29 protein-coding genes are annotated in these 25,131 nt (G+C 62.8%); 14 read left to right on the forward strand and 15 right to left on the reverse strand.

Annotated elements, in window-relative coordinates; genetic code table 11:
• Positions 1-426: 426 nt before the first annotated feature.
• Together ACW9H9_RS07775 and ACW9H9_RS07780 are read left to right on the forward strand one after the other, a co-directional pair.
• Positions 427-1,383: an ABC transporter substrate-binding protein gene (locus tag ACW9H9_RS07775; RefSeq protein WP_457342697.1), complete on the forward strand. Its 957-nt coding sequence runs from the start codon at positions 427-429 to the stop codon at positions 1,381-1,383.
• A 21-nt stretch (positions 1,384-1,404) separates the two neighbouring features.
• Entirely contained in the window at positions 1,405-2,730 is a 1,326-nt protein-coding gene (locus ACW9H9_RS07780; protein WP_457342696.1) for an LLM class flavin-dependent oxidoreductase, read from the forward strand.
• Here the strand turns inward: ACW9H9_RS07780 and ACW9H9_RS07785 are convergent.
• From ACW9H9_RS07785 to ACW9H9_RS07795, 3 genes are all read right to left on the reverse strand, one after another.
• Positions 2,727-3,644 carry an Hrp-dependent type III effector protein gene (locus ACW9H9_RS07785; protein ID WP_457342695.1) on the reverse strand — a complete coding sequence of 306 codons (918 nt, stop codon included), beginning with the start codon at positions 3,642-3,644 and terminating at the stop codon, positions 2,727-2,729. The two genes, ACW9H9_RS07780 and ACW9H9_RS07785, sit on opposite strands and share 4 nt — an antisense overlap.
• A 67-nt stretch (positions 3,645-3,711) precedes the next feature.
• Entirely contained in the window at positions 3,712-5,832 is a 2,121-nt protein-coding gene (locus ACW9H9_RS07790; RefSeq protein ID WP_457342694.1) for a hypothetical protein, read from the reverse strand.
• The gene (locus ACW9H9_RS07795) at positions 5,829-6,281 is read right to left on the reverse strand and encodes a CesT family type III secretion system chaperone (RefSeq protein WP_457342693.1); all 453 of its coding nucleotides are present in this window, start codon (positions 6,279-6,281) and stop codon (positions 5,829-5,831) included. The genes ACW9H9_RS07790 and ACW9H9_RS07795 overlap by 4 nt, the downstream gene beginning before the upstream one ends.
• Positions 6,282-7,145: 864 nt before the next feature.
• On the opposite strand from ACW9H9_RS07795, the gene ACW9H9_RS07800 reads away from it, so the two are divergent.
• The 12 genes from ACW9H9_RS07800 (at position 7,146) to ACW9H9_RS07855 (ending at position 15,406) form a co-directional block, all read left to right on the forward strand.
• Complete coding sequence (locus ACW9H9_RS07800) at positions 7,146-8,129, forward strand: sigma 54-interacting transcriptional regulator (RefSeq protein ID WP_457342692.1); 984 nt, start codon at positions 7,146-7,148, stop codon at positions 8,127-8,129.
• Between the two features lie 27 nt (positions 8,130-8,156).
• On the forward strand, positions 8,157-8,528 hold the full coding sequence (locus ACW9H9_RS07805; RefSeq protein ID WP_457342691.1) for a hypothetical protein: 372 nt from the start codon (positions 8,157-8,159) through the stop codon (positions 8,526-8,528).
• Between the two features lie 61 nt (positions 8,529-8,589).
• The gene (locus ACW9H9_RS07810) at positions 8,590-9,636 is read left to right on the forward strand and encodes a hypothetical protein (RefSeq protein WP_457342690.1); all 1,047 of its coding nucleotides are present in this window, start codon (positions 8,590-8,592) and stop codon (positions 9,634-9,636) included.
• 55 nt (positions 9,637-9,691) lie between these two features.
• Positions 9,692-10,054, forward strand: a complete 363-nt coding sequence (gene sctI, locus ACW9H9_RS07815) for a type III secretion system inner rod subunit SctI (RefSeq protein WP_457342689.1) — start codon at positions 9,692-9,694, stop codon at positions 10,052-10,054.
• Between the two features lie 7 nt (positions 10,055-10,061).
• Entirely contained in the window at positions 10,062-10,868 is an 807-nt protein-coding gene (sctJ, locus tag ACW9H9_RS07820; RefSeq protein ID WP_457342688.1) for a type III secretion system inner membrane ring lipoprotein SctJ, read from the forward strand.
• On the forward strand, positions 10,865-11,413 hold the full coding sequence (locus ACW9H9_RS07825; RefSeq protein WP_457342687.1) for a type III secretion protein: 549 nt from the start codon (positions 10,865-10,867) through the stop codon (positions 11,411-11,413). Before sctJ ends, ACW9H9_RS07825 begins: the two co-directional genes overlap by 4 nt.
• Complete coding sequence (sctL, locus tag ACW9H9_RS07830) at positions 11,407-11,982, forward strand: type III secretion system stator protein SctL (RefSeq protein WP_457342686.1); 576 nt, start codon at positions 11,407-11,409, stop codon at positions 11,980-11,982. The genes ACW9H9_RS07825 and sctL overlap by 7 nt, the downstream gene beginning before the upstream one ends.
• 115 nt (positions 11,983-12,097) lie before the next feature.
• Complete coding sequence (locus tag ACW9H9_RS07835) at positions 12,098-12,322, forward strand: type III secretion protein (protein WP_457342685.1); 225 nt, start codon at positions 12,098-12,100, stop codon at positions 12,320-12,322.
• Positions 12,309-12,737 (forward strand): type III secretion protein, encoded by a 429-nt coding sequence (locus ACW9H9_RS07840; protein WP_457342684.1) that lies wholly within the window; start codon positions 12,309-12,311, stop codon positions 12,735-12,737. The genes ACW9H9_RS07835 and ACW9H9_RS07840 overlap by 14 nt, the downstream gene beginning before the upstream one ends.
• A gap of 1 nt (position 12,738) precedes the next feature.
• Complete coding sequence (gene sctC / locus ACW9H9_RS07845) at positions 12,739-14,835, forward strand: type III secretion system outer membrane ring subunit SctC (protein WP_457342683.1); 2,097 nt, start codon at positions 12,739-12,741, stop codon at positions 14,833-14,835.
• Positions 14,832-15,041 (forward strand): HrpT family type III secretion system protein, encoded by a 210-nt coding sequence (gene hrpT, locus ACW9H9_RS07850; protein ID WP_457342682.1) that lies wholly within the window; start codon positions 14,832-14,834, stop codon positions 15,039-15,041. The genes sctC and hrpT overlap by 4 nt, the downstream gene beginning before the upstream one ends.
• A 5-nt stretch (positions 15,042-15,046) precedes the next feature.
• Complete coding sequence (locus tag ACW9H9_RS07855) at positions 15,047-15,406, forward strand: type III secretion protein HrpV (RefSeq protein WP_457342681.1); 360 nt, start codon at positions 15,047-15,049, stop codon at positions 15,404-15,406.
• 1 nt (position 15,407) lies between these two features.
• Here the strand turns inward: ACW9H9_RS07855 and ACW9H9_RS07860 are convergent, their stop codons facing one another.
• The 12 genes from ACW9H9_RS07860 to ACW9H9_RS07915 form a co-directional block, all read right to left on the reverse strand.
• Positions 15,408-16,931 carry a hypothetical protein gene (locus tag ACW9H9_RS07860; RefSeq protein ID WP_457342680.1) on the reverse strand — a complete coding sequence of 508 codons (1,524 nt, stop codon included), beginning with the start codon at positions 16,929-16,931 and terminating at the stop codon, positions 15,408-15,410.
• Positions 16,922-17,863: a type III secretion system chaperone gene (locus ACW9H9_RS07865; protein WP_457342679.1), complete on the reverse strand. Its 942-nt coding sequence runs from the start codon at positions 17,861-17,863 to the stop codon at positions 16,922-16,924. Before ACW9H9_RS07865 ends, ACW9H9_RS07860 begins: the two co-directional genes overlap by 10 nt.
• A gap of 76 nt (positions 17,864-17,939) precedes the next feature.
• Entirely contained in the window at positions 17,940-19,016 is a 1,077-nt protein-coding gene (gene sctU / locus ACW9H9_RS07870) for a type III secretion system export apparatus subunit SctU (RefSeq protein ID WP_457342678.1), read from the reverse strand.
• Positions 19,013-19,807: a type III secretion system export apparatus subunit SctT gene (gene sctT / locus ACW9H9_RS07875; RefSeq protein ID WP_457342699.1), complete on the reverse strand. Its 795-nt coding sequence runs from the start codon at positions 19,805-19,807 to the stop codon at positions 19,013-19,015. Before sctT ends, sctU begins: the two co-directional genes overlap by 4 nt.
• Positions 19,807-20,073 (reverse strand): type III secretion system export apparatus subunit SctS, encoded by a 267-nt coding sequence (gene sctS, locus ACW9H9_RS07880; protein WP_457342677.1) that lies wholly within the window; start codon positions 20,071-20,073, stop codon positions 19,807-19,809. The genes sctT and sctS overlap by 1 nt, the downstream gene beginning before the upstream one ends.
• Positions 20,074-20,080: 7 nt before the next feature.
• Positions 20,081-20,734, reverse strand: a complete 654-nt coding sequence (sctR, locus tag ACW9H9_RS07885; RefSeq protein ID WP_457342676.1) for a type III secretion system export apparatus subunit SctR — start codon at positions 20,732-20,734, stop codon at positions 20,081-20,083.
• Positions 20,731-21,117 (reverse strand): FliM/FliN family flagellar motor switch protein, encoded by a 387-nt coding sequence (locus ACW9H9_RS07890; protein ID WP_457342675.1) that lies wholly within the window; start codon positions 21,115-21,117, stop codon positions 20,731-20,733. The genes sctR and ACW9H9_RS07890 overlap by 4 nt, the downstream gene beginning before the upstream one ends.
• Positions 21,107-21,826 (reverse strand): type III secretion system protein, encoded by a 720-nt coding sequence (locus ACW9H9_RS07895; protein WP_457342674.1) that lies wholly within the window; start codon positions 21,824-21,826, stop codon positions 21,107-21,109. The genes ACW9H9_RS07890 and ACW9H9_RS07895 overlap by 11 nt, the downstream gene beginning before the upstream one ends.
• Positions 21,823-22,392, reverse strand: coding sequence for a type III secretion system HrpP C-terminal domain-containing protein (locus tag ACW9H9_RS07900; RefSeq protein WP_457342673.1), 570 nt, complete (start codon positions 22,390-22,392; stop codon positions 21,823-21,825). Before ACW9H9_RS07900 ends, ACW9H9_RS07895 begins: the two co-directional genes overlap by 4 nt.
• The gene (locus ACW9H9_RS07905; RefSeq protein WP_457342672.1) at positions 22,382-22,825 is read right to left on the reverse strand and encodes a type III secretion protein; all 444 of its coding nucleotides are present in this window, start codon (positions 22,823-22,825) and stop codon (positions 22,382-22,384) included. The genes ACW9H9_RS07900 and ACW9H9_RS07905 overlap by 11 nt, the downstream gene beginning before the upstream one ends.
• Positions 22,826-22,827: 2 nt before the next feature.
• Entirely contained in the window at positions 22,828-24,177 is a 1,350-nt protein-coding gene (locus ACW9H9_RS07910; protein WP_457342671.1) for a FliI/YscN family ATPase, read from the reverse strand.
• Positions 24,174-25,127: an FHA domain-containing protein gene (locus tag ACW9H9_RS07915; RefSeq protein ID WP_457342670.1), complete on the reverse strand. Its 954-nt coding sequence runs from the start codon at positions 25,125-25,127 to the stop codon at positions 24,174-24,176. The genes ACW9H9_RS07910 and ACW9H9_RS07915 overlap by 4 nt, the downstream gene beginning before the upstream one ends.
• Positions 25,128-25,131: the final 4 nt, after the last annotated feature.

Consider the following 25,131-nt stretch of genomic DNA (forward strand, 5'->3'; position numbering starts at 1 on the left):
GAGCACGACCTTGCCAAGGTCGGGGTCGCGAGTTCGAGTCTCGTTTCCCGCTCCATACATCGATCCACAGCCTTGCACAGAGGCTATGGGTTCTCAAAAAAAGACGCTTCGGCGTCTTTTTTTTGGCCTGCAAAAAACACCCACCTTCGCATCAACCCGCCGTTTCATCCCTATCGCATGGGTGCTATCTGCACGGGCGGCCTTTAGTTATTAATAAAATGCATTTTTGTGTAATTAAGTTATGCATAAATAGAATTTAACAGAAGGCCGCTTAAACCTTAATCTATAAAAACAGGCCCGGTTAGATTTAACCGATATAACGCTGTTTAACGCATCGACGGCCTGATTTTTTCCCTGCTGACCCCGACGAGACCGTATGCGCGGATCGACCTGACAGGCCTGACCCCAGGCCTTTGGAGACGAAACGTGCATTACCTAAAAAAACTCGCCGTGGGTATCGCGGCCACCGTGCTCAGCCTTGCCGCCAGTGCGCAAACGTTGACCGTGGGCGACCAGAGCTACAACGCCCAGGCGGTCATGGAAGCGGCTGGCGTGCTCAATGATCTGCCTTACACCCTTGAGTGGAAGCAATTCACCGCCGGCTCCCCGGTGGCCGAGGCCCTTAACGTGGGCAGCCTTGATTTGGGCTTGCTCGGCGACGCGCCGCCGTTGTTCCTCGGTGCATTGGGGGCGCCGATCAAGGTGGTTGCCATCACGCGTCAGAACCTTGGCGGCGTGGCGATCCTGGTGCGCAAGGACTCGCCGATCCACAGCTTGGCCGACCTGCGCGGCAAGCGTGCGGCCCTGTGGAAAGGCTCCTGGAGCCAGCAACTGCTGATCACGGCCTTGGACAAGGCGGGCGTACCGCGCGACTCGCTGGAGCTGCGTTACCTCAGTGCGCTGGATGCCTCCCACGCGTTGGACGGCGGCGCCGTGGATGCCATCGCCACGTGGGAACCCTACGTCACCCAGCAGGAGCGGCAGGGCGCGCGGGTGCTGGCCACCGCTGAAGGGTTGATTCCTGCCCAGAGCTTTGTGGTCGCCAACGCCAAGGTGGTGGACACCAAGCGTGCGTCCATCGACGATTTCCTCCAGCGCTTGAAAAAGGCCCGTGAATGGGCCCTCAGCGACCCGGCCAACACGCAAATCTATGCCGATGCCTGGGCCAAGCGCACCCGCGCCGACGCGGACATCGCACGCCTGTGGTTTGCGCGGGCGCGTACCTCTATCGAGCCGCTGAACCCGCAAGTCGTTATCGACGCGCAAAAAACCGTGGACTTCTTTGCAGGCCTCGGCCTGATCAAAGCCTACCCGGCGGCCAGCCTGTTCGATGACTCATTCGCCGCCTCCTTGCAACCGACCACGGCGCAGGCCCGGCCATAACCCCCAAGGCGTCCTTCAAACATGACTAAACGCACCCTCAAGCTGGGCGCCCTGACCATGGGCTGTGGCGGGCCGGGCCGGCATAACCTGTGGCTCGACCCTGAGTTGCCGGCCGATGCCAGCGTCAATATCGACTGGTACATCGACATCGCACGCCAGGCCGAAGCCGCGCTGTTTGACCTGATGTTTATCGTCGACAGCCAATTCATCACCCCGGGCTCGCCCTCACATTACCTCAACCGCCTGGAGCCGTTGACATTGCTGTCGGCGCTGGCGGTGTGCACGCGGCACCTGGGGCTCGTCGGCACGCTGACCACCTCCTACAACTCGCCATACAACGTGGCCCGGCGCCTGGCCTCGCTGGACCTGATCAGCCGAGGTCGTGCGGGCTGGAACGTCGTGACCAGCGGTGACGCGGGCACAGCGGGCAATTACAGCCGTGACGAACACTACGATTACGACACCCGGTACGGGCGCGCCGCAGAGCATGTCAAGGTGGTTCAGGGCCTGTGGAACTCCTACGAAGACGACGCGTTTGTACGTGACCGCGCGACCGGGCAATTTCTCGACCCGCACAAGCTGCACAGCCTCGATCACACGGGCGAGCACTTCAGCGTGGTGGGCCCGTTGAACATCCAGCGCTCACCCCAGGGCCAGCCGGTGATCTTCCAGGCGGGCGATTCCGAGCAAGGGCGCGAGTTGGGCGCGGCGACGGCAGACGTGATCTTCACCCACGCGGCCAGCATTGAGCAGGGCCAGGCTTTTTATAACGACGTCAAGGGCAGGGCGGCGCGCCTGGGCCGCAATCCCGAGCAGCTGCTGGTGTTGCCGGGCGCAGAGATCTACGTGGGCGACACCGACGAACATGCCCGCGAAATCGAGCGGCATTATCATCAGGCCGACCACAGTTTTGAACTGGCGCTGAAGGAATTCGGGCGTAACTTTGGCTGGCATGACTTCAGCCAGTACGACCTGGACGCACCGTTCCCGCAGCAGAGCCTGGAGTTCGCCCGCAGCAGCTTTTTCACCAATGCCAAGCGCATCGCCGACCAGGCACGTGAAAAAGGCTTTAGCCTGCGCCAGGCCGTGGCGTTTTCACGGCAATTGCGCCCCGGCGCTTTCGTGGGGTCGGCGCAGACCGTTGCGCAAAAAATGGCGGACTGGTTCGAGGCGCGGGCGCTGGATGGCTTCAACATTTACATCGGCCACCCGGGGCAGTTCGCCCGCTTCACCCGCGAGGTGATTCCGTTATTGCAAGAGCGCGGGGTGTACCGCACGGCGTATGAAGGCACGACCTTGCGCGAAAGCCTGGGGCTGGATATTCCGCGGTTTACCCGCCAGCGCTAAGCGTTATCCGGGCGAGGGCTCACGGGCGCACCGGTCTTCGGGTCGATTCCCAGCTGTACGAGGCGTTGCTGGAACTGCGCCTGCGTCAGGTTCTGATCCACCTCATGGCGTCGGCCCTGGCTGTCGGCACCTTGATAACGCACGCCCAGGTTGCGGGCGCCGTGCTGCTGGGCGTAGCCCGGCATGTTGAATTGAATGAGCTCCAGCAGGTCTTTGCCGGTGGGCAGACCGGGGTACAGTTTGACAAAATCTTCATCGACCTGGCGCTGGGTCACCTTGCTCTCATGCAGCAGGCGGTTGCGTTCCTGCGGTGCCACCGAGCGCGGGGCGTATGTGTGCAGAATCTGGGGCTCGGGGTCGAGCAAGGTAAAGTCTTCGCGCAACAGGGCGCGTCCGAACTCCGGCCAGGGATCCACAATGACCGGCTTGTCGGCGGTGCGCGCGTCGCCAATCTGCGCGACCACATGGCCCAGGTGGGGCGAGTCGACAATCGAAACCGGCTGATCAATACCGGTACTCGTGGCGAGCAAGGCGCTGACGGCCGCCATTTCCGTGCAATTGCCCGCTTGCATAAGCGCTGCCGCACGGGCAATACCCGGCCAGTCCTGGCCAAGGGGTTCTGTTTCTGCACGTAATACCAGGGTTCGCTTGAACGAATCACCTTGTGTGCTTCGCAGCTGTTTTTGCTGGTTTCCCGAGCCACGGTTGAGTATGCGCCAGGTGTCATCGATCGCCTGGTTGGCAACCAGCAAACCATCCATTTCTTTGGGTGATACGGCTTTCAGGCAAGTGGGATGTGCCTGGCCCAGCGGGTCTGTCAGCACCCGGTTCAGCGGCACGCGATGTGTCGGGGCGGCGCCGTTGTAAAGGCTCGAGGGCCCTGCAAAGGGTTGATGTTGTGTGGTCAGGCGCATGACAGTCTCATGTGTTCAAACGATGGACGGCCTCGCCGCAGAGCAACCCTGCGGCGAGGCCGGCGGGTTACGTCATCTGAAAGGCTCCCGGTGGCTGCGGGTCATCCTCGTCCGTGTCGCGGTTCTGAACTGCGGGGGTCAGCGCTTGCTTGACCGCATCCACCGTGTTGGCCAGTGCGGCGGGTGCCGCCTTGAGCAACTGCGGCGAGTTTTCAATGAGCTCCGTCGGGATTTGCGAGGCGATCTGTAGCCCGCCACGAACCCGGTGGTACGTGTTCTCGGCGGTACGCCCCCAACTGCCAGGCATGGAGCCGTGGGGCAGGTCGGCGCGCTCGGGCGATACCACGTTTTGCAGTGCCGTTCGGGTGCGGGGAAAGTTTGACGGTGCCGCGGCGGGCGCATCGGGCAGTTGGGTCGCCTTGAGCGCGGCGGCGCTGGCCTTGGTTTCAGGCCCGGACTGAAAGGCGGCGTAAGCCGGCAGCAGCAGCGCCGGTGACCCCAGGGCCGCCAGCACCACCTGGCCAAATTGTTGCGCCGGGGTGTGCGAGCCGATACTGCGGGCTACAGCGCCCACGGCGGCGGCATTGCCCAGGCCGATGAACGAGCCGAACGTCTTGCTCAGCAGGCTTTGGCGCACCTCGCTTTTGCTCGGGTCGCTGGCCAGTACCGCATCGCCCGCCGCCTTGGCCAAGCGCTGGGCCAGGGGTTTGTCGGTGGTCTTGAACGTGTGAGTCGGCAGTTCGCGCCCACGCTGGTCGGGGACGGTGCTGCGCAGCTGGCTGCTGGACTGCACGCCCCCCATCATCACGCCGCCCGCCATGGAGGTGAGGGTGCGCGGCCCGAAGTCGTTCACCGGTACGTGCGGCGCGGCCAGGCCGATGCCGCGGCGGATGCCTTGTGCCAGGCCAAAGGCGCCAAAGGCCTGCATCTCGCCCAGGCCAGTGCCGTTCTTGTTGGCCTGCTGGGCGTTGAGGTGGCGGCCGCGCAGGGCGTCGACATCTTGGCGCGCCTGGGTTTTTGCGTCGTCGCTAAGGGGCTGGATCTCGCCCTGGATACTCACGCGCGGGTTGGGGTTGGGGATCACGTCCGAGGCTTTGACCGGCGCCAGGTTCCACGAACTCACCAGCTCCTGGCCCATGGGCTTGAGCAGGTTGACGCCCACTTCATGCGCGGCGGCCATGGTGACACCGGTGGCGAACAACTGCTTGGGCAAGTTGTGGGGGATCGCAGACTCCACCACCGCCCGGGCAAAACCAAACGCCAGGCCTGAGGCAAGCATTTGCGGCACTGCGCCCGCCACGAAGGCTTTGGTGGTGGCCGCCCAACCGTCGTTGCTCTTGTGCAGTTTTTCCAGAGTGTCGGGCAGGCGGGCGTTGTCCAGCGCGTCCTTGAACTCGCCGTCCACCGTGGTTTCCTTCACCAGTGCCTTGAGCTGGTGGCTGAGTTCTTCCCAGGCCTGCGACGGCTGATTGAGGTGCTGCAAGGCCTTGACTGTTGCGTCGGCCTTGGCAGAGGCCTCCTGAAGGGCGGTCGGAATCTGCGCGGCGACCTGGCTGGCATGCCGGGCGAACGCCTGCTCGCTGGCCAGGACGTGTTTGCGGTCGGTCGGCGACAAGTCGGGCCGGGCAAGCACTTCCTGGTACAGCGCGGCCTTGCCAGCGAACAGCTCGGTCTGCGTGTTCACCGCATGTTTGAGCACTTGGGCATACGCCGCTACATCGGGGGCGCTGCCCGGGTTTTTGCCCAGTTCACTCAAGGCCTTGTGCATTTCCAGGCGGGCGTCATGGGCGCTGTCCGCCAATGGGTCGGTAATGACCAGGCGATGTTGCGCGTCACGCTCGGGGAACAATTGTTCGTTGATCACCTGAAACGCGACGTGGGGTTGTTCCTGCGCATACTTGCCTTCCAGCACCATTCGGGCCTGGGCCTGGTCGAGCTTGCTGGTGCCCCCGCGGGTCAGCTCACGTGCCACACCTGCAGCTTCTTCGGCCAGCGGGCGGGAGGGGCGCAGTCGCTGCGAGTAGCTTTTAAGGGTGGCTTGCGGGGCGGGCGTCGCAGGGGGTGTCAAATCGCTGGCGGTGCGCGAAGGCAGCCGGGCAAGCCCGATATCACCGCTGGTGTCTTCAAGTGACGACGTGCTGCTGACAGAGGGAGCGGGGCCTTGATGAATCCCCGTGTTGCGAATCACAGGGCCCTCGCTGCAGGGCGCGCGCCGGCTTGACGTTTAGGCTGCTCATCCAAAAAATAGGTCTGGCGCCACGCTTGCGCGTATTCGCTCAGGTGCCCCATCAGTTGCAAGACGTTTTCGCCGCGGGTGCTGGCCAGCGGCAGCGTGCCATGGAACACCACGTGGTCGGTGCGCTCATCGCGGGAAAAACTGCTGTGCTGCTGGCTGCCCGACAGGTGAAAGTTGGTGTCCAGCAAGCGCGCCAGGACGGCTTCGCGCTGGCGGGACGGCAGGGGGCCGAAATCGGCATGGATCAGAACGGTGCCCTCGTCGGCACCGTCGAGATGACGCAGGGAAAAATCTACGCCTTTGACATTCAATTGCGGGGAATCATGACGCACGGCAGTGGCAGGAATGAGGGCCAGTTGGCAAATTTCGTCAACCAGGTGGTAAAACTGTGTGCTCGCCATATTGTTATTCTCCGGGCATGTCAGCATGCCCTGCAGGCAGTGGGTGGCGCTCCCAGCGGCAAAAAAGGGAGCTGTCCGCCTGGTGAGTGGTGCGCAAGCGGTGATGGGTTCCCTTTTTTTTCTAGTGGAATCTCCTGAATAATAATTAAATTCAGGTGAGGTGCTTTCTGATCTTCGTGACGAAGTGACGTTTTACCTGTTGTGCATTCTTTTGGTTCGTCGCGGCATTGAACTTTTTTCGGCCGGGCGGTCTACTCGGAGACTGTGAAAGAGTGAACACTCGTTCACCTTTGTGACGGTTTTATGGCGATTGACATGTTGGGATTCGACGGTATTCTCTGAACCTCTCAAACAGCACTGGCACGCCAGTAGAGACTGTTCTAGAGATTGGATCCATTTGAACAGCTGTTCAAGTCCTATTATTTTTTTGAACCTGTCACACGGTGGCTGTTATAACCAGAACGACAAGTAATGGTTATAGTGTGGCCGCCTGAAAAAGGCCCTGAAACAGGCGTTCAAACACTTGTTTGTAACTGCCTAGTGAGGGCTGACGCCGGTTTCTAAAATAATATTAGAACTCGCTAGTACGGTATTAGCGCATTCGGGTATTCCCGGAAACGCTTGATTCATAGGCTTTTTCGGTTTAAGTGTGGGCGAAACCGTTCAGGTGTGACGAGTGTCATAATTAGAATAAAACATCAGTTTTTTTACTTGCTTCCTATTGTCGAGCCTGTCCCCTAAAAGAAAGACCTCAAGTACACGGACGATTTATAGCGCGTCGCGGTGTGGCGGGGGGGTTAAAAAAACAGCGTGCGCCCTTAAGGATGGGGGGCTGGATTGAGTAAGTCGATCGGGAGGTTGTAGATGGGTGTGTACGATTATTTTTACAGCGGACCTGATGGCGTTAATGAAATACCTGACATAAAGATCATTGCTCAAAGTACGTCAGTACTGGGGATCGATTTATTATTGTCAGGCGAGACAGGAACCGGAAAAGACACGTTGGCGCAGCATATTCATACGTTGTCGGGGCGCAAGGGCAGTTTCGTGGCAATGAACTGTGCGGCCATCCCGGAATCATTGGCTGAAAGTGAGTTGTTTGGTGTCGTCAACGGTGCGTTTACCGGGGCCAATCGCTCCCGTAAAGGCTATATCGAGGCGGCGCAGGGCGGCACTTTGTACCTTGACGAAATTGACAGTATGCCCCTGAGCCTGCAGGCCAAGTTGCTGCGCGTTCTGGAGGTGCGGGCGATCGAGCGTTTGGGATCCACTACGGTCATTCCGCTGGATCTGTGCGTGATCGCTTCTGCGCAACGCTCGCTGGCCGACTTGGTGGAGCAGGGCAAGTTTCGGCGCGACCTCTATTTTCGTCTCAATGTATTGACGATCCAGTTGCCGGCGCTGCGCGAGCGCCGCGAGCAGATCATTCCGCTGTTTTCTCAATTCGCCGCCGCGGCTGCCAAAGATTTGGGGCGCAGCCATAAAACACCGTGTTCGGCGTTGACGCAGGTGCTGCTGGGGCATTCGTGGCCCGGAAATATTCGTGAGTTGAAATCCGCGGCCAAGCGCTATGTGCTGGGCTTCGCGTCGCTGGGGGCGGAGATGGTGGATGAGGCAGAAAGCCAGACGCTCAAGTCCCAGATGCGGGTGATTGAACGCATCCTGATTCAGGAGGCGCTCAAGCGTCATGGCCAGTCCATTGACGCCGCCAGCATGGAGCTGGGCGTACCGCGCCGCACGCTCTACCACCGCATCAAATGCCTTGAAATTTTCGGAAAAAATTCACCGCTTGAAAAAAATGTGGAACCTGATTCGGGGCATTTGCCACAAATTATTACCTCGCACTGATGCGAGCTAAAATTTGGAGTAAACACGATGACTTTGCCTCTTTCCGCTAACAACCCATTTCGTAACGCAGCAAGCATGACTGGCGCTGCTGGCCACGCAGTCGACACCGGCGTCAATGCGTTTCAGGGTGCCAAGGCGCAAATCAACAGCTCGGCGGCCAACGCTTCCAACCAATCGCAATCGGCTGACCTGGCTGGCGGCGGCGAAGCTGGTGCAGCATCGCTGGCGATGATGAAAATGCAGGACGCCCAATCCGCTCGCATGATCATGTTCCAAGGCCAGGCTGCCATGCAGACCGAGCAACGCAACACCATGCAAGCTGTCAGCTCCGCCCAGACTGACGCCGCGAACAAAGAGATCTCCAACGTTGCCCAGACCGCCAAAGGCATCAGCTATTAATCATCCCTGAGCCCTCCGAGATGTCGGAGGGCTATTTTGATCCTTAGCGAGAACCCCCTTCATGGCCAATCCTATCTCCCTCAATACTGCGGCGCTGCACATCGGAACCGTCATTCCGCGTGATGCGAGTTTCGGTGACATGTCTGGCTCCAATACACCACCTGCCCTCAAGGATGTGGTGGACAAGTTAACCAGTTCGCTGATGTCGGGCGGGCACCTGAATGCCGATTCTCCTCTGGGGAAAATGGTTGAACAGCAACTGAAGAAAGAGAATCCGCTCGCAGCGCTGATGGGCGGCCAGAACGCCGATGCCATCAAGTCCGCCGTGACGAATCTGATCAAAGACAAGTTGGGTAATAACTTCGGTGCGGCTGCCAGCGCAGGTATCGGTGGCGGGCAGGGTGGTCAAGACCTGATGTCCCAGGTCATGCAAGGCTTGAGCAAAGCCTCGCTCAACGATGCACTGACGCCCAAGGGCGACGGTTCGACGTTCTCCAAGGCCGACAAGCCGGTCTTGCAGCAAGTGGCAGACTTCATGGACCAGAACAAGGCGACCTTTGGCGCGCCGGATTCGGGCTCCTGGAGCAAAGAGCTGGACGAGGACAACTACCTCAACAAAGACGAAACCGCAAAATTTCGCGCAGCACTGGACCAGATCTCCCAGCAAATGGGCTCGGGCAGTGATGCCGCAGGTGTCAGCGCGCCGCAAAGCACCGCAGGCGGGCTGGGCAGTTCGGACGCAACAGGCGGCGCCGGTGATGCTGGCGATGACAGCAGCGACGTCGACGACAACCAGGGGCCAACGACCGCAGGCGGCCTTGGCAGCCCGCAGGCCGACGACACCGGTGATGATTCGGGCGCAACCACAGGCGCTTCCAGCCAGGACTCGCAGCTCAATCAGCTCAAAATGCTGGAGCAACTGTTGGGCGTCAAAGACCCGATGGACCTGTTCAAGAAAGGCCTGGAACTGGGTGCAAGCCTGCACGCTCACCAAGCCCAGCCTGACGCTGGCGGCCTGAGCCCGCAGCTGCAGCAACAGAGCCTGCAAACCAGCGCAGCCCACGCTGCACAAAACATCCTTGATGTGATGAACGCCAGCCTGTCCTGATTTCAGGGCAGTACGGTTAATTGCACCTTTCGACATCGCCTGCCGGAGCCATCCCGTGACCATTTCCAACGTCAATTCTCTCAAGGGCTTTGCACTCGACCACCACGAGCAAGGACTGGTTTCGGGGCCTTCGCAGGGCGATGTCGACTTATTCAACAGCGCGATGCGCACCGACCACGCGCCCCAAGGGCACTTGGCCGATGGCTTGATGGGTGTGCTGTCCGAGCGCTTGGGCTCGCAGGAACACCTGTCGCAACAAGCCATGCGTTCGATGAAAAACGCCTCGGGCTCGTCAGAGCCGATGGACGTGGTAAAGATGAGCCGCTCGCTGTCGCAGTACTCCCTGCAAATGGCAATGACCACCAAAGTGGTGAACAAGGGCGCCCAGGCGCTCGATAAATTGACCAACCTGCAGTAGGGCTGTCGTGAAATTCCCTCGATTACTTGTCGTCGTTTGCCTGTTGCTGCTCGCCGGGTGCAGCGACGACACCGTATTGTTCGGCGGCCTGACCGAACAGGACTCCAATGATGTGATCGCCAAACTCGCGGACGAACACATCGTGGCCCGCAAGCAGATGGAGAAAACCGGTGTCACGGTGATCGTCTCCTCCAGCGACATCAACCGCGCCGTGCGGGTGCTGGATGCGGCGGGCCTGCCGCACCACGCGCGTGCCAGCCTGGGTGAAATCTTCAAGAAAGAAGGGGTCATTTCCACGCCCCTGGAGGAGCGCGCCCGGTATATCTATGCGCTGTCCCAGGAACTGGAATCGACCCTGTCGCAAATCGACGGCGTGATCGTGGCGCGGGTGCACGTGGTGCTGCCCGAGCGCATCGCGCCGGGTGAGCCGGTGCAGCCGGCCTCGGCGGCGGTGTTTATCAAATACTCCGCGTCACTGCTGGACCCCGACAGTGTGCGCGGGCGTATTCAGCAGATGGTGGCGAGCAGCATTCCGGGCATGAGCCAGGACACCGCCAACTCGAAGAAATTCTCGATTGTCTTCGTCCCCTCCGTGGAATTCAAAGACACCGAAAGCCTGGTGCATTTCGGCCCGTTCCTGGTCAACAGCCGCGACCTCGGCTTCTGGAACGTGGTCGTCATCGCCGTGCCGGTGGGGGCGGTGGTCTTGCTGTTGCTGGTGGCGTTGTTGCTGCGGGCAGACTGGCGCGCCGCGGTGTTTGGTCGCCTGCGCCGCTCTGGTGGTGGCTCGACCAATTACCCGGCCCGTACATGACCGACACCGACTGGATCAACTGGTGGTGCTGCACCTGGCGCTGGATGCACCCGGGCTGGCAAGCCCGGTTGCTGGCCGAGCAGGGCGTACCGCTTGAAGCCTTCATGGCGGTGTCACGCAGCCGACATGGCGAGTTACTCCACTGCCTGGGCATCACGCCCAGCCAGCCACCGGAGCCGGTGGCGGATGTGATGCAGTGGCTGTCCTTGAGTGACGCGCAGCGCGAACAGGCCCTGACGCTGGTGCAGGCGATCTGTTTTACCGTCGATGCCGACACCCAGGCGCAAACCGGTGAACACTGGAGCTGGTGCCGCAGCCTGGCCAAGGCACTGCGCCCGGGGCTGTGGCTGGCCGGTGAAGTCACGGATGCGCGGGCGATGCTCGGCCCTTGGTTGGGCGAAAGCTGCTGGTCGCGCCTGCGCCTGGCCTGGTCACCCGAAGACAACGTGGCGCTGGCGCTGAATTTACCCGCGCGCAAACTGGATGCCCTGTGGCGTGCCGTGCTCTGGAAGGTGAATGCAATGGACAACACTTCAACATGCTAGTGCGTCGGCGATTGTCCCTGGGGGATCAGGGCGCTGGGGCGGCACGCATCCTGCGCCACGAACAATTTACTGACGCGCAGGCCGCCGTCGATCTGCTTGAGCGTGCCCAGGAACAGGTGCAGGCCATGCTGGACGATGCGCAAGCTCGCTGCCAATACATGCTCGACCAGGCCGCCGGTGAGTTCTGGGACCAGGCGGGGGCTTTTCTGGAAGGGCTCGATGCGCGCTACCGTGACACGCAAGCGTCGGTGATCGAGGCGTCGAGCCAACTGCTCAACCTGGCCCTGGAGCGGTTGTTCGACGAGGCGTCCCCGGGCGAGCGCGCGCGTGTCATGGTCAAGCACCTGGCGGCCAGCCAGTCCATTGCCACGGGGGCCACATTAAGCTGCCACCCCCAGCTGTTTGACGAGGTCCAGGCCTGGGTGGCAGGCAGCCGATTCGCGGCCTTGTGGCAACTGCGTGAAGACGGCCTGATGCCGCTCACGGCGTTGCGCCTGAGCAGTGAAACCGGCGAATTCGACCTGGACTGGGCCGGTTTGCAACGCTGTTTGCTCGCCAAGGGCCGTTAATCGCCCAAATCGTCAAGCGGGCGGCATTTTTCTCTATGAAACCTGTGTTTGTGAGTGGAACCTGTAACAAGGTTTGTCCCACTCACTTTTCATCAGTTTTCATGGAGTGCACGCAATGATCAGCTTCAAATCCCTGGAAAACCGCCTCGACCACACCTTCACCCGCAATCAGAGCGGCACCGACAACGCCGCGATCGAAGCCGCCGACAGCGGCAACATCGAAGACTTCCGGGCGTTCTCCGACGCCGCGCAAAAAATGGCCACCGCCACGTCGGTCATGAGTGAAGGCCTGCGGGCTCAACACGGCATCACCAAGTCGATCATCGATGGAATTCAATGACTTTGTCGCGGCCCTGACGCAGTGGTTCGACCTGCGCACAGTCACGCCGCTCGATTGCTGGATCGATGACGCCAACGCGCGCCTGGCCCACGTTGAAGGCGGCATACGTTGCAGCATGGACGTACTCGACCCCTACGACGCCAGTGCCCCGGAGCGCCTGATGAGCATCCTGGGGCAGGGCGGGGCCAGTGTGGCCTGCCACTGCGACGGTGCGCTGGCCATTGACCCCGAGAGTCACTGCCTGGTGCTGGTCTTCTGGCTGGCGCCGCCGTGCAACGTGCCCCATGTGCTCAATATCGTGCAAAGCCTGGCCAACCAGCGTGCGGCGATGCTCAGCCTGATGCACAAGACCGTATTCGATTCGCCCCGTGCTGAACCCCGTTCAGTCACCCCTACCTGGCACCCGGGAGTTTGAAATGCTGAAGGCTTACCGTTGGCTGCCGTGCGTCTTGTTATGGGCCAGTGCCCAGGCATTCGCCGTGGTCCCGCCCACCTGGAAACACACCGCCTACGCCTATGACGCGCAGCAGACGCCGCTGGCAACCGCGCTGCAAGCGTTCACCAAAGAGTTCGGCATCGGGCTTGAAATGGCGCCGGTCGACGGCGTGGTCGACGGGCGTATCCGTGCCGAAAGCCCGGAAGCCTTTCTCAATCGCCTGGGCCAGGAACATCACTTTCAGTGGTTCGTGTACAACGACACGCTGTACATCAGCGCCACCAGCGATCAGACCTCGGCGCGCATCGAAGTGTCGCCGGACGCCGTGGACGACCTGAAAAGCGCACTGACCGACGTCGGCCTGCTCGACACGCGATTCGGCTGGGGCGCCTTGCCGGACGACGGCGTGGTGCTGGTCAGCGGCCCGCCGCGCTACGTGCAGATGGTGCGCGAATACAGCAAGACCGTGGACAAGCCCGACGAGAAACAGGACGTGGTGGTCTTGCCGCTGCGTTATGCCAACGCCGCCGACCGCACGATCAAATACCGTGAAGAACAACTGACGGTCGCGGGCGTGGCCAGCATCCTCCAGGACCTGCTCGACAACCGCTCGCGCAACGACTCGGCCGGTAACGTGCTGAACCTGCTGCAAGGTGCGGGGCTGGGCGGTGGCAGCAGCAACAACGCTTACGGCAACAACGCCTACGGCAGCGGACCGTCCAGTTTTCTGGACACCGAAAGCCTGCAACAAGGACTGGACCGCGTCTTGGCGGGCACCAGCGCGCGCACCCAGAAAACTGGCGGCAACAGCAGTGGCAAGTCACGCATCCGAGTCACTGCCGACGTGCGCAACAACGCCGTGCTGATCTACGACTTGCCCAAACGCAAGCCGCTCTACGAAAAACTGGTCAAGCAGCTGGACGTGCCGCGCAACCTCATCGAAATCGATGCCGTGATCCTCGACATCAACCGCGACGACCTGGCCGAGCTGTCGAGTAACTGGAACGTGTGGGCCGGTGGCACCAACGTCACCGCCTCGCTGCTGGATTCGGGCTCCAACTCCACATTGTCGGCCGAGAATGCCGGGCGCTTCGCCCTGGCCATTCATACGCTGGAAGGCAAGGGCGCGGCCACCGTGGTGGGCAACCCTTCGATCCTGACCCTGGAAAACCAGCCGGCGGTGATCGATTTCAGCCGCACCGAATACCTCACCGCCACGGGTGAGCGGGTGGCCGACATCCAGCCGATCACGGCGGGCACCAGCCTGCAGGTCATTCCGCGCTCGCTGGAGCATGGCGGCAAGTCCGAGGTGCAACTGATCCTTGACATCGAAGACGGGCAGATCGAAGCCTCGGTGCTCGATGACACCAAACCCAGCGTGCGCACCGGCAACGTCAGCACCCAGGCGGTCATCGCCGAACACGGCTCGTTGGTGGTCGGCGGGTTTCATGTGCTGGAGTCCGAAGACAAAGTGCGCAAGATCCCGTGGCTCAGTGACATTCCGCTGTTGGGCAAGCTGCTGTTCACCTCCAGCAGCCACCACACCAGCAAGCGCGAGCGTCTGTTTATCCTGACCCCGCGCCTGATCGGCGACCAGATCAACCCGGCCCGCTACGTCGAGGCGGGCGACCCCAATGACGTCGAGGATGCGGTCAAGCGCATCAATGACCGTCACGACGGCACCCAGCCGACCCGCGTCGATGTGCAGCAAGCCTTCACCCAGTTGCTCAACAACGTGCAGCCGGCCGGTTTCACCGAAAGCAAGACCCCGCTGTTTGTGCCCGACAGCCTGTGTGACAACCAGCCCGGCATCGTGATCGATAGCCAGCGCAGCCAGTGGTATGCGCGCAAGACCTGGAGTGTCGGCGTGGTGGTGGCGCGCAACACCAGCGCTCAACCGGTGCGTATCGATGAAAGCACCTGTGGCGGGCGTTGGGTGCTGGGGGTCAGTGTGTGGCCTCACGCCTGGCTGCAGCCAGGGGGTGAAAGTGAAGTGTTCGTTGCCTTGCGTCAGCCTCAGGCGCTCAAGAGCAACACAACGGCGCGAGCCTCATTGCTCAGGGAGGCAAAACCATGAAGCACGTTGTGTGGGCAGGATTGTGGTTGTTAAGCGTTGCCTTGGCCGGTTGTGCGACACCCCGTGCGGGGTGTTCCGGGCAAGCGTGCGATCGCCCGGACTCCAACGATAAGGCGTTGGTGATCTGGTGGCCCGAGGACATGCGTTCGGGGCTGGAAAATACCAAGCGGCCTATAGACTTCACCGTCGTGCCATTAAGAGATTGAGCATCATGATCCGAGTTTCACAGAAAGCGGAATTCTACGAGCAGGTGTCGGCCGGACAGGCTGCGGTCTGGCCGGTAGCGGCCGGCGTTTCCTTTGTGAGTCGCCGTGAACACCATGATTGGGGCATTGCGCTGCACATCGACAGCCGCACCTTGCAACCCCAACAGCTGCGCGGGGCGCTGGAGCGACGGTTTACCCAGTCGCACCTGTTCCCCGATTACTTTCTGTTCCTGGATTCACAACGTGACTTCGTGGTGTGGCACGCCGCGCCGGTTACCCAGCAAGGCGGCAGTACGCTGGACAACATCTGCCAGCATCAACTGATGTTGGCGGGCCTGGACCATCTGGACCAGGCCACGCGCTAAGTCACACCTCCCCAGGTGCGCCGTTGTCCACCGCATCGGCGCGCATGGCATTGACCCGACGATTGAGCGTACCGGCAGCGGCCAACGGTTGTGCCGCAACCGGTGCGTTGTCATTGGCCGCAGGCGCCACAGGCCCCGCATCCACCGCCTTACGCACACTGGCATGGGCCTGGAAGGTCTGGTTCATCGTGCGGTAGGCCAGGCCCATCGCCGCCGCGCTGGCGGCATTGCCCAGAAACCCCGAGAGTGCTGGCGGCAACTTGCCGTGCAGCAGCTCACCCGTGACCATATTCACTGCGCTGGCCAGGCTCGTCCAGGCGACGCGGCCGGGCGACTGGTCGAGCACACGCCCGTAGTCTTTCATCGGCAGGCTGGGCTTCCAGGTTTGCGTGGTGCCGGCCTGGCGCGTGTCGAAGTGCTTTTGCAGGTGATTGTCGAGGATTGCGATCACTGTGTTGAACGCCGCGCGGGTGCCCGCCAATGACTGAATCGAGCTGGCCAGCGCGGCGCCGTGCAGCGGCTTGTGGTCGTCGCCCAGCAAGGCCGGGCTGGTCAGCGTCTGGCCCGGCGGCAGCACGTTCGGGCTGACGGAGTCCTGCACAAACCCCATGCTCAGCGTCATGGTGCCGTAGGCCCAGCCGAGCAGCGCCATGTTGTCTTCGTTGATGCCGTGGGTTTTGGTCTTGTCGTGCTTGCCGGTCATGCTCAGGCTGGCCTGCATGGTTTCGCGGCCCACGGCATACAGCACGTTGCGCAGTTGCGTGGCCAGCACCCGTGCGCTCAACGCGCCGTCGCCACGCGCGGCGCCCAGGGCGCCCATGCCGAGGTAGATCACCTCGGCGGCGATCTGGTTGCGAGTCACGTTGCGCGAGTCGCGTTTCATCTGCTGGCGCAAGGCGTCCTGTTTGTCCGGCAGCAGCGCATTCCACTTGGCTTCGCTCAAGGCGAAATGCCCGCGTACCGCCACGCTGGACTCATCGCCCAAACGCTCCAGGCGCGGTTGGCGCAGGTACACCTGGGTGGCCACCGACGCCAAAGAAACGGCGGCCTGCAACGCCAGCGCGCCACCCGGGCTCTTTTTTGCCAGCCCGTCGGCCAGCGCGCTGTAGGCGTGCATAAAGGCCACTTCGCGCAGGTACGTCGGCCCGCCGCAGGTCGCCATTTGTTGCAGGGTCTGGCCCGCGGCGGCCAGGGTAGTGCGCCCCGACGGCAGGTTGGCGGCCGTGTCGCTCCAGGCCTGCACGGCACCGTGCTTGAGGCTGGTGCCAGCGGCCGTGCCTTGTTCGCTGACGCTGCTCCAGGCCCGGCCCGCAGCTTGCCAGCCGGGCTTTAAGTAATTGCGATGAAACGCCTGCCCCAGCCCACTCACATGGGCGGCTGCGCGCGCGGTGTAGCCCAGCGGCTCGGCAGCCGGCTCACCGCGTTCGAGCTCGTCGGGGGTGGGGATGCGGCGCAGCGGCTGCAAGGGGATGGCGTGATTGAGCGGCTGAGCGCCGCCGCCTACCGTGGGTGTTCTCATGTCCATGTGCGATTCCTGAGGGCAGAAGGCGCCGGTGCAGGCGCCTGGGTAAAACTGTCAGCCAAGTGGCCAAAATCGAGCAGCCAGTCGGCGAACGCTGCGCCGTCCAGTGCCTGGCTGTTCCAGCGCGCTTGCAGGGCCGACCCGGTCGGGGTCAGCACCACGGCGCACTGGCTCAGCAACATCAAGTGCAGGTTGGCCTGCAACGCACGTTCGCGCTGTTGGCCTCGGGTGAGCGGGGTCTTGATGGCGCTGCTCACCAGCAGGTGCTGGCCGTCCGCATCGGCCAGCACTTCAAAGGATCGGGCATTGACTTGGATGACGCCCACGGTCTGCATCTGCGCCGCAGGGGGGACGGCGATGCCCAGGTGCTGCAAGGCTTGGGTGAGCAGCGGGCGATGCCAGTGCTGGTTCATCGCCGCTGTGGCGGCAGCCTGCGCGCCACGCTGTTGAACGGGCGCGGTGTGGCCCGGCGCCGCAGGGCCTGTCGCGCCGCCCGACAACGCCGTGGCGCCGCCCACCAGGCTCTCGGCCAGGGCCAGCAAATGCGCGACTTCATTGCCCAGGCGCGTGGTGACTTGGCCGGGGCGTGAGGCCAGGCGTTGCACCAGCAAGCCGTCGCCCGTTTCGTTGAGTGCCACGCTGCCCGTGCTCATCGCCGACACCGCGCAGTTGGCGCGCAATAGCAACTCGCTCCAAGGGTCGGCGGCCAGGGTGGCGGGGCGGGGCAGCAGGCCTAGGGCGATCCATTGTTGCACCGGTTCTGCTTGCCACAGCGACAGCTGCACGCTCATGCCCGGCAGGCTCAGCGCACCGCTGCGGGCAAATTCGCGGGCCTGGTCGGCGGGCAGGCCAAGGTCATTGGCCGCCTCGGCCAGCCAGGCGCTGGCGTCTTCTGAAAGAGGGGTTTTGGCAGGCGGGCGAGGGGATGGATTCATGGGTCAAACGTCCGAAAGTTTTGACGACCATTGAAGCCTTTTAATATTGCAGTTTCGTGAACGCAGGCGCTCTACATCAATACTCTTCGAGCTGAATTACGTCTTCGCTGACTTCGTCCAGCTGGCGGATCACCTGGTAGATGCGGGCCACGTCCAGCAGGGTCTGGCGGGGGATGTGCCGTCCGGTCTTGACCTTGTACAACGCCCGCGCCAACCACACGCATTGCACCACCGGAATCTTGGCTTTCTTCGCCCGTTTGATCAGCGCCAGCGCGTCCTCGTCCTCGCCTTTGCAGTGGATCACCGGCAGCGGTGTCTTGCCGGGCCGGTAGAACAGCGCCACTGCGTAGTGCGTGGGGTTGACCAGCAACAGGTCGGCGTCTTCCACCGGCCGGGGCGCGGTGCTGGGTTCTGCGTTGAGCAGTTCGTGGGCCAGGTGTTTGCGATGGCCCTTGACGTGGGGGTCGCCCTCCGACTGCTTGTATTCCTTCTTGATGTCCTCATGGCTCATGCGCAGTTTTTTCGCATGGAAGTACTTCTGCATCGCAAAGTCGACCATCGCCAGCGCCAACAACAACCCAAGCGTGGTGCGCAGCACGCTGCGAAACACCGTGAGCAGCGCATGCCAGTAGGTCGTCAGGTCGGTGTCGGCCAACAGCACCAGCTTGCCCAGCAGCGGCTTGATGCTCACGTACAGCGTGACCCCGATCGCCACTGCCTTGAGGATGCTCAGCAACAGGTTCAGTACGTTTTGCCCCGAGAACATTTGCTTGAGGTGACTGAGGGGGTTGAGCTTGCCCAAGTCGATCTTCAGCGCCTTGGGCGCAAACAGGATGCCGATTTGCAGCCAGCTGCCCACCAGGCGCATCAGAATGGCCACGCCCACGCTCGACAAAATGAACGAGATCAAGGTCCACATGGCCTCGCCGCTGAGCTCCACCAGGGTGTTCATGAACGGTTCGCGCAGGCGGCGCAGCGGCAGGGCGGTGAGGTATTGCAGGCGGGTCATGCTCTCGTCGGCCATGCCCAGGCACACCTCGCTCACGGCCATCAGCACCAGCAGTTTGGTCAAGTCCTGGCTTTGCCCCACCTGGCCTTTTTCGCGGGCATCGCGCTGTTTCTTGGGCGTGGCCTTTTCGGTTTTTTCGCTCATGGCACCCGCACCAATTGCGCCAGGATGAACTTGAGGTCCACCAGTTGTTTGAGCTCACCGTTGCCGAACTCCAACAGCGTCGGCAGGTACACCAGCAAAAACATCAGGCCGGCCATACTCTTGGCCGGCATTGCCAGCACCGAGACGTTCAGTTGCTGGGCATACAGGCCGACGATGGCGAAGGCCGCTTCGATCAGCAGTAGCAAGCCGATAAAGGGCGCGGCGTACAGCAACGCGTGTTGCAGGGTGCGGTTCAGTTGGCCGAGGAACACGTCCAGGCCCTGCACATCCAGGCCCGGCAGCCAGGCGGTGGGCGGCCAGACAATGTAGCTGTCCCAGATCACCTGGGTGATCAGCGACAAGCCGCCCGAGAGGATCACCAGCATGATCAGCATCTCTTGGAACAACTCGCCCAGCGGCGTGGCGTCCGGCCCCAGCGACGGGTTGAGCTGGCCGCCGCTCAGGGCGCCGCGCTGGCTGTCGAGCAAGGCGCCAGCGGTGGCAAACATCCAGAACGGCGCGTATAGCAACAGCCCCAGCAGAATGCCCAGCACCGACTCCTTGAGCAGCAGCCCGGCAATCACGAACCAGCTGTCGTTTTCCTGGGCCAGCAAATGGCCGATGCTCGGCGCCGGAATCAGCGCCACGGCCACGGTCACGCCATACCGCAACGGGCCCTTGAGGTACTTGAAACAAAACGCCGGCACCAGGATCAGGCACGGCAGGATCCGCGCCATGCCAAGGCCGGTGCCCAGCATCAGCTCGAACAGGTGCTCACCGTCCAGCGGTATCAATGGGCGCCTCCGGTGCGGGCGATCAGGTCGAAGGCCAGGTTGATGAACTGAATCAACTCCACACCAATCCAGCGCCCGGTGGCGGCCAGGGTCAGGCCCACGGCCGTCAGCTTGATGCCAAAGGGCAGGGTCTGGTCCTGGATCTGCATCAGTGCCTGCAACAGCGACGTCAACACGCCCACCAGCACTGCCACCAACAGCGGCGGTGCGGTCAGGATGACCACCAGGTACATGCCTTGCTTGAACAACTCCAACGCTTCCACGTCTGCCTCACATATACGAATAGAACAGACTGTCGAGCAGCCGTGACCACCCTTGCACCAGCACAAACAACAGCAACTTGAGCGGCAGCGAAATGGTCATGGGCGACACCATCTGCATGCCGAGGGCGAGCAACAGGTTGGACACGATCAGGTCAATCACGATGAACGGGATGTAGATCAGAAAACCGATCTGGAACCCGGCCTGCAGCTCCGACAGCACAAAGGCCGGCACCGCCAGCAGCAAGTCGCTGCTGCTGGCCTTGGCGGCCATCTCGGCGGGCCACATGCGGTGGGTGTTTTCCAGCAGGTGGGCTTGCACGTCCGGGTCGGTGTTGCGCGTCATGAAGCGCTGCAGCGGCTCGATCACCGTGTTGGCGCTGGCTTGCAGTTTTTCGGTGGAGCCGATCTGCAACGGGTTGTCTGCCACGCGCTGCTGGATCTCGTGGGCCACCGGCGCCATGACAAACAGCGTGGCCGCCAGGGCGATGCCGTACATCGCCATGTTAGGCGGCACTTGCTGCACGCCAATGGCGTTGCGGGTGATCAACAGCACCATGGAGATCTTCAGGAACGCGGTGCACACAATCAAAAACAGCGGGATCAATGACAGCGCGCCCAGAAACAGCGCGAGCATGATCGGGTTCATGCCATCCAGAATCATCGGTCAAACACCACGCGGGTAATTTGCAGCCCCAGGCGGCCATCCACGTCCACCAGCTCGCCGTGGGCAACCACGCGCTCGCCGTGGCACAAGGTGGCCTCGCCCGGTGCGATACCGCTGATGCCCAGCACCGCGCCCGGCGCCAGGTGTTGCAGGGTTTCCAGGCTCAGGCTCACACCGCCGCAGCGCACGGTCAGGTCCAGGTCCAGGCCCGACACGGGCGAGGGCGCCTGCTCAGGCGCAGGTTGCGGCTCATCGTCTTCATACGGTTGCTCGTGGGCCCAGGGGGCCTGGGGTTCTTCGTACACCGGCACGGGCGGTTCCTGCTCGTCGATATCGGTGTCCATCTCGTACAGCGTTTCGTCCAACGGCTCATTGCTCATGGTGAAGGTCTTCCTCGTGAATCAGCCGCAGCTGCAGATGGTCATCCTGGTGTTCGGTGTCGACGGCCCACTGGCGATTGCCCAGGTGCAGGCTGCCCTGGCCCTGGCTGTCGAAAAGGGCCGTGGTGGGCAACAACACATCGCCCGGGCGCAACGCGTGCAGCTCGTTGACGGTCAGGCGGATGCGGCCCATTACCACCGGGTAATGCAGCGGCCAGTCAGCGGGCAACGGCTGTTCCACAGCCTGCCACTGCGCCGCATCGAGCATGCGCAGCAGGGTGTCGACAGGGAGGCTCAACACGCCGTGTACGCGCTCGCCCGCCCGCTCCACACTGAGACGGCAATCGAGATGTTCGCCCAGGTCCGTGGGCTCCACCTGCGGTTCGAGCGGTGACAACAGGGCCTGCAAGGCCGGGCTCAATTGTTGGTTGATCCACTGCCAGTACCAGCCTTGTGGCGGCCCTGCGCAGACCACCGGGGTTTCCCCGCACAGGCTCAGCAAGGCGTCGGCGTTGCTCAGGCGCAGTGGGCCATGTTGGCAGGTGAAGCTGACGTGTTCGCCGGGCGCCGTGCCGGGCGCCAACAAGGGGCCGAGCGTCAGGCGCACCGGTTCCTCGGCGCTGGCAAAGTCCAGCCACAGGCCGCGCCCCAGGGCGGTGTACGCCGCCGCCATGTTGGCCGGAACCTGGCGCAGGCTCAACGGCTTCATGCGTCACCTGCCGGTTGCAAGGACAGCTCCACGTCGTGGTCCAGGGCGCTGGCGAACGCGTCTTCGCAGGCCTGATGTTGCTTGGTCATGCGCTCCAGCACGTCACGGCGCTCGAACCCCAGTTCAATCGCCCAGTGGCTGTCGCGTTTGTTGGCGCGAATCTGCACCTTGCCCAGGTTGGGCATCAGCAAGGTGGCGCTGAACGGGCGGTTGCCGTGGTTGGGCAATTGCAGCGCCAGCTCGTCGATCAGTTGGGTCGGCACGCCGTCGAGGGCGGTGAACATCGAAAAACTGCTGCCGCCCCCGCTGGTGCCGGAGTGGTCGCTTTGACCGCTGGACACCGGCATCAGCAACTGCTCAAAGAACAGGCCGTCGGCTTCCAGCTCTTTGTCTTCGCGGGGGCTGAGGTCTGCCAGGCGCGTGCGCTGCGCCTCGCTGCGTTTGGGCAGCGGTGCGTTGGACGGTGGGGCGTCCGGGCGTGGCTGAATCGCCGCCGGTGCCGCTTTCTGCGGCGCACGCGGCGCGGTGGGGTGCACCGGTATGGATTTGGGGGCCTCAGTCCTCATGCAGGCTCTCGCTCATGCAGGCCAGTTTTTCCACGGCGCGTTGACGGGCCTTGACGTCCAGGTGCGCCTGCTGCACTTGTTGTTCCTGCCAGTCGATGCGCTCACGCAACTGGCTGACGTTTTGGCGGATGTGGGCGAGGCGGTCGAGCATGCGGCGCTCCTTTTCATGCCAGCGGTCAATGTCGGTCAGTTCCATGGTTTTTTGCAGGTGCGTGTCGGACAACTGCTGGCGACGCACCTTCTGGTTGTCACGCTCCTGATTCCATGAAGCCTTGCTGGTCAACAGTTCTTCATGCAATTGCGCCAGCTCCTGCTCGAGGCGCTGACGCGTGCGTTCGGCGCTCGCCTGGCGGTGCTGGCGCAAGGGCGTCAACACACCGATCACCTGTTCCAGCGCCAGGCGATGGGTATCCACTTCTAGGTCTTCGTCCATGGTCAATCCGGTAATTGCGAGGTGATGTGGTGGAGCAGGGCCAGGGTGTCGTCGAGGCTCACAGGCTCACGCAGGTCCTGGCGCAGAAATTGGTTGATGGTGTCGTTGAGCTGTACCGCGCAGTCGGTGACGGGGTCGGCACCGGCCTGGTATTCGCCCAGGCGCAGGAGCATTTCCACCTGCCGGTAGGAGGCCATCAATTGGCGCAGGCGGTTGTTGGCCTTCACGTGCTCCCGGCTGGTGACGTTGCCCAGGATCCGGCTGATGCTGGCGGGCACGTCGATCGCCGGGTAGTGCCCGCGCTCGGCCAATTTACGCGACAGCACAATGTGCCCGTCGAGCAGCGAACGCACTTCGTCGGCCACCGGGTCGTTCATCGAGTCGGCCTCGATCAGCACCGTGTAGATCGCGGTAATCGAACCGTTTTCACTCATGCCGGCCCGCTCCACCAATTGCGGCAGCAGGGTGTAGACCGACGGCGGCAACCCGCCCCGACCCAGCGGCTCGCCCGCGGCAATGCCGATTTCACGCTGGGCCCGGGCAAACCGTGTGAGGGAGTCGATCAGCAGCAGCACTTTCATGCCGCGCTGGCGGTAGGCTTCGGCGATGGCCGTGGCGGTGAAGGCGGCGCGGGCGCGCTCCATGCTGGAGCGGTCGGAGGTGGCGCAGATCAGCACCGAGCGTTGGCGCAGTTCGTCGTCCAGCTCGTGGTCGAGAAACTCGCGCAGCTCGCGGCCCCGTTCGCCGATCAGGCCGAACACAATCACGTCGCAGTCCATGTTGCGCGCCATTTCGGCAAGCAGCGTGGTCTTGCCGCAACCGGCACCGGCGAACAGCCCCACGCGCTGCCCTTCGCCCAGCAGAATCGCGCTGTCGATGGCACGAATGCCGGTGGGCAGGGCGTTGCTGATGCGCGGTTTTTGCATGGGCGGCAGCGCGTCGGCGATCACCGGGGTGGTGGTGCGCGTGTCGTGCAGCCCGGCAAACGCGCCGTCGCCATCGCCCAGCAGCGGGCGGCCGAAACCATCGAGCACGCGGCCCAGCAGGCGGTCGTCCACACCAATGCGGTGGGCCATGCCCAGCGGCTCGATACGCGCGCCGACCTGAATGCCGTCCGGGGTGCCGAGGGCACTGAGCAGCGTGCACTGGGTGGTGAAGCCGACGATTTCGGCGAGCATGGCGCTGCCGTCGGCCTTGCTCACTTCACACAGGTCGCCGATCTTGGCCGCGGGCACCTGGCACTCCAGCAAGATCCCGCTCACCGCCGACACTCGGCCACTGACGCGCACCGCCGAGCAGTGGCTCAGGCGTGCGCTCTGCTCGCGGGTCCACTGGGCGAGGGCGGCGCTCACCAGCGCACCTCAATGTGTTGTTCGCCGTCGAATTCGATGCGCTGGTCATCGATGCGCGTCAGGCGCAACCCGTTGAGCTGGTCGCCGATGTACAGACGATGACCGTCCGCCGTCACCACGTGGGCGTTGGTGCCGGAGATGATTTGCGCAATCGCGAACGGCAGGCCGGTGCCCAGCGCGCCGACCTGATCGAGCACGGGCACCGAGGTCGCGTAACGGTCGTTGAAGCCTTTGAACATGCGTTGGTACAGCGCCAGTGCGTCGTCCGACAGGTTGCCTTTGAGTGTCAGGCCTTCGCTGCTGTCTTCGATGCTCACCTGGGTGAGCAAACGCTCGCTGAGCAGGGTGTTGAGGCGCCGACGGATCTCGTCGCGACCGGTCAGGCTGATCTTGTCCGAAGCCGGGGCCTGGGCCACTTTGACCGGCGCCGTATCGACGGGCGGGCTTTGCTCCACCACGGCGGGCGCGGGGGTTGCGACGGCGCCGCGGTGCAGGCCCCAGTGGGTGCCCGCCACGCCCATCAGCAGCCCGGCGACTACGCCGCAGGCCAGCTTGAACCGCGACACGCCCTTGGGCGCTGCGCTGGCTGGCGGGGCCATCGGTTCCGGTTGTTCGGGTTGCGTCTGACCGGGTGTGACCACCATCGGCACTTGCGGCCAGGCTTCTTCGGCGGGCGCCAGGCACAGCCACACGTTGCCCAGGGCAAAGGTCTGGTTGGGCAGCAGCGCCGTGGCGGTCAGTGCATGGCCTTCGTCGTCGTTGATCAGGCTGTCTTCGGCGTCCAGCGACCACCCGGCCTCGGTCCGGCTCAGGCGGCAATGCGTGGCGGCGATGCCCGGGTCGTACAGCGCCAGGTCGTGCTCTTCGTCGGCACCGATCAACCATTGTTCGCCCACCAGCGGCAAGGCAGCGCCCTGGTGCAGCCCGTTCAATACCCGTAGTTCAAACATGCAG

It is taken from the genome of Pseudomonas sp. SDO5215_S409, from assembly GCF_054071325.1.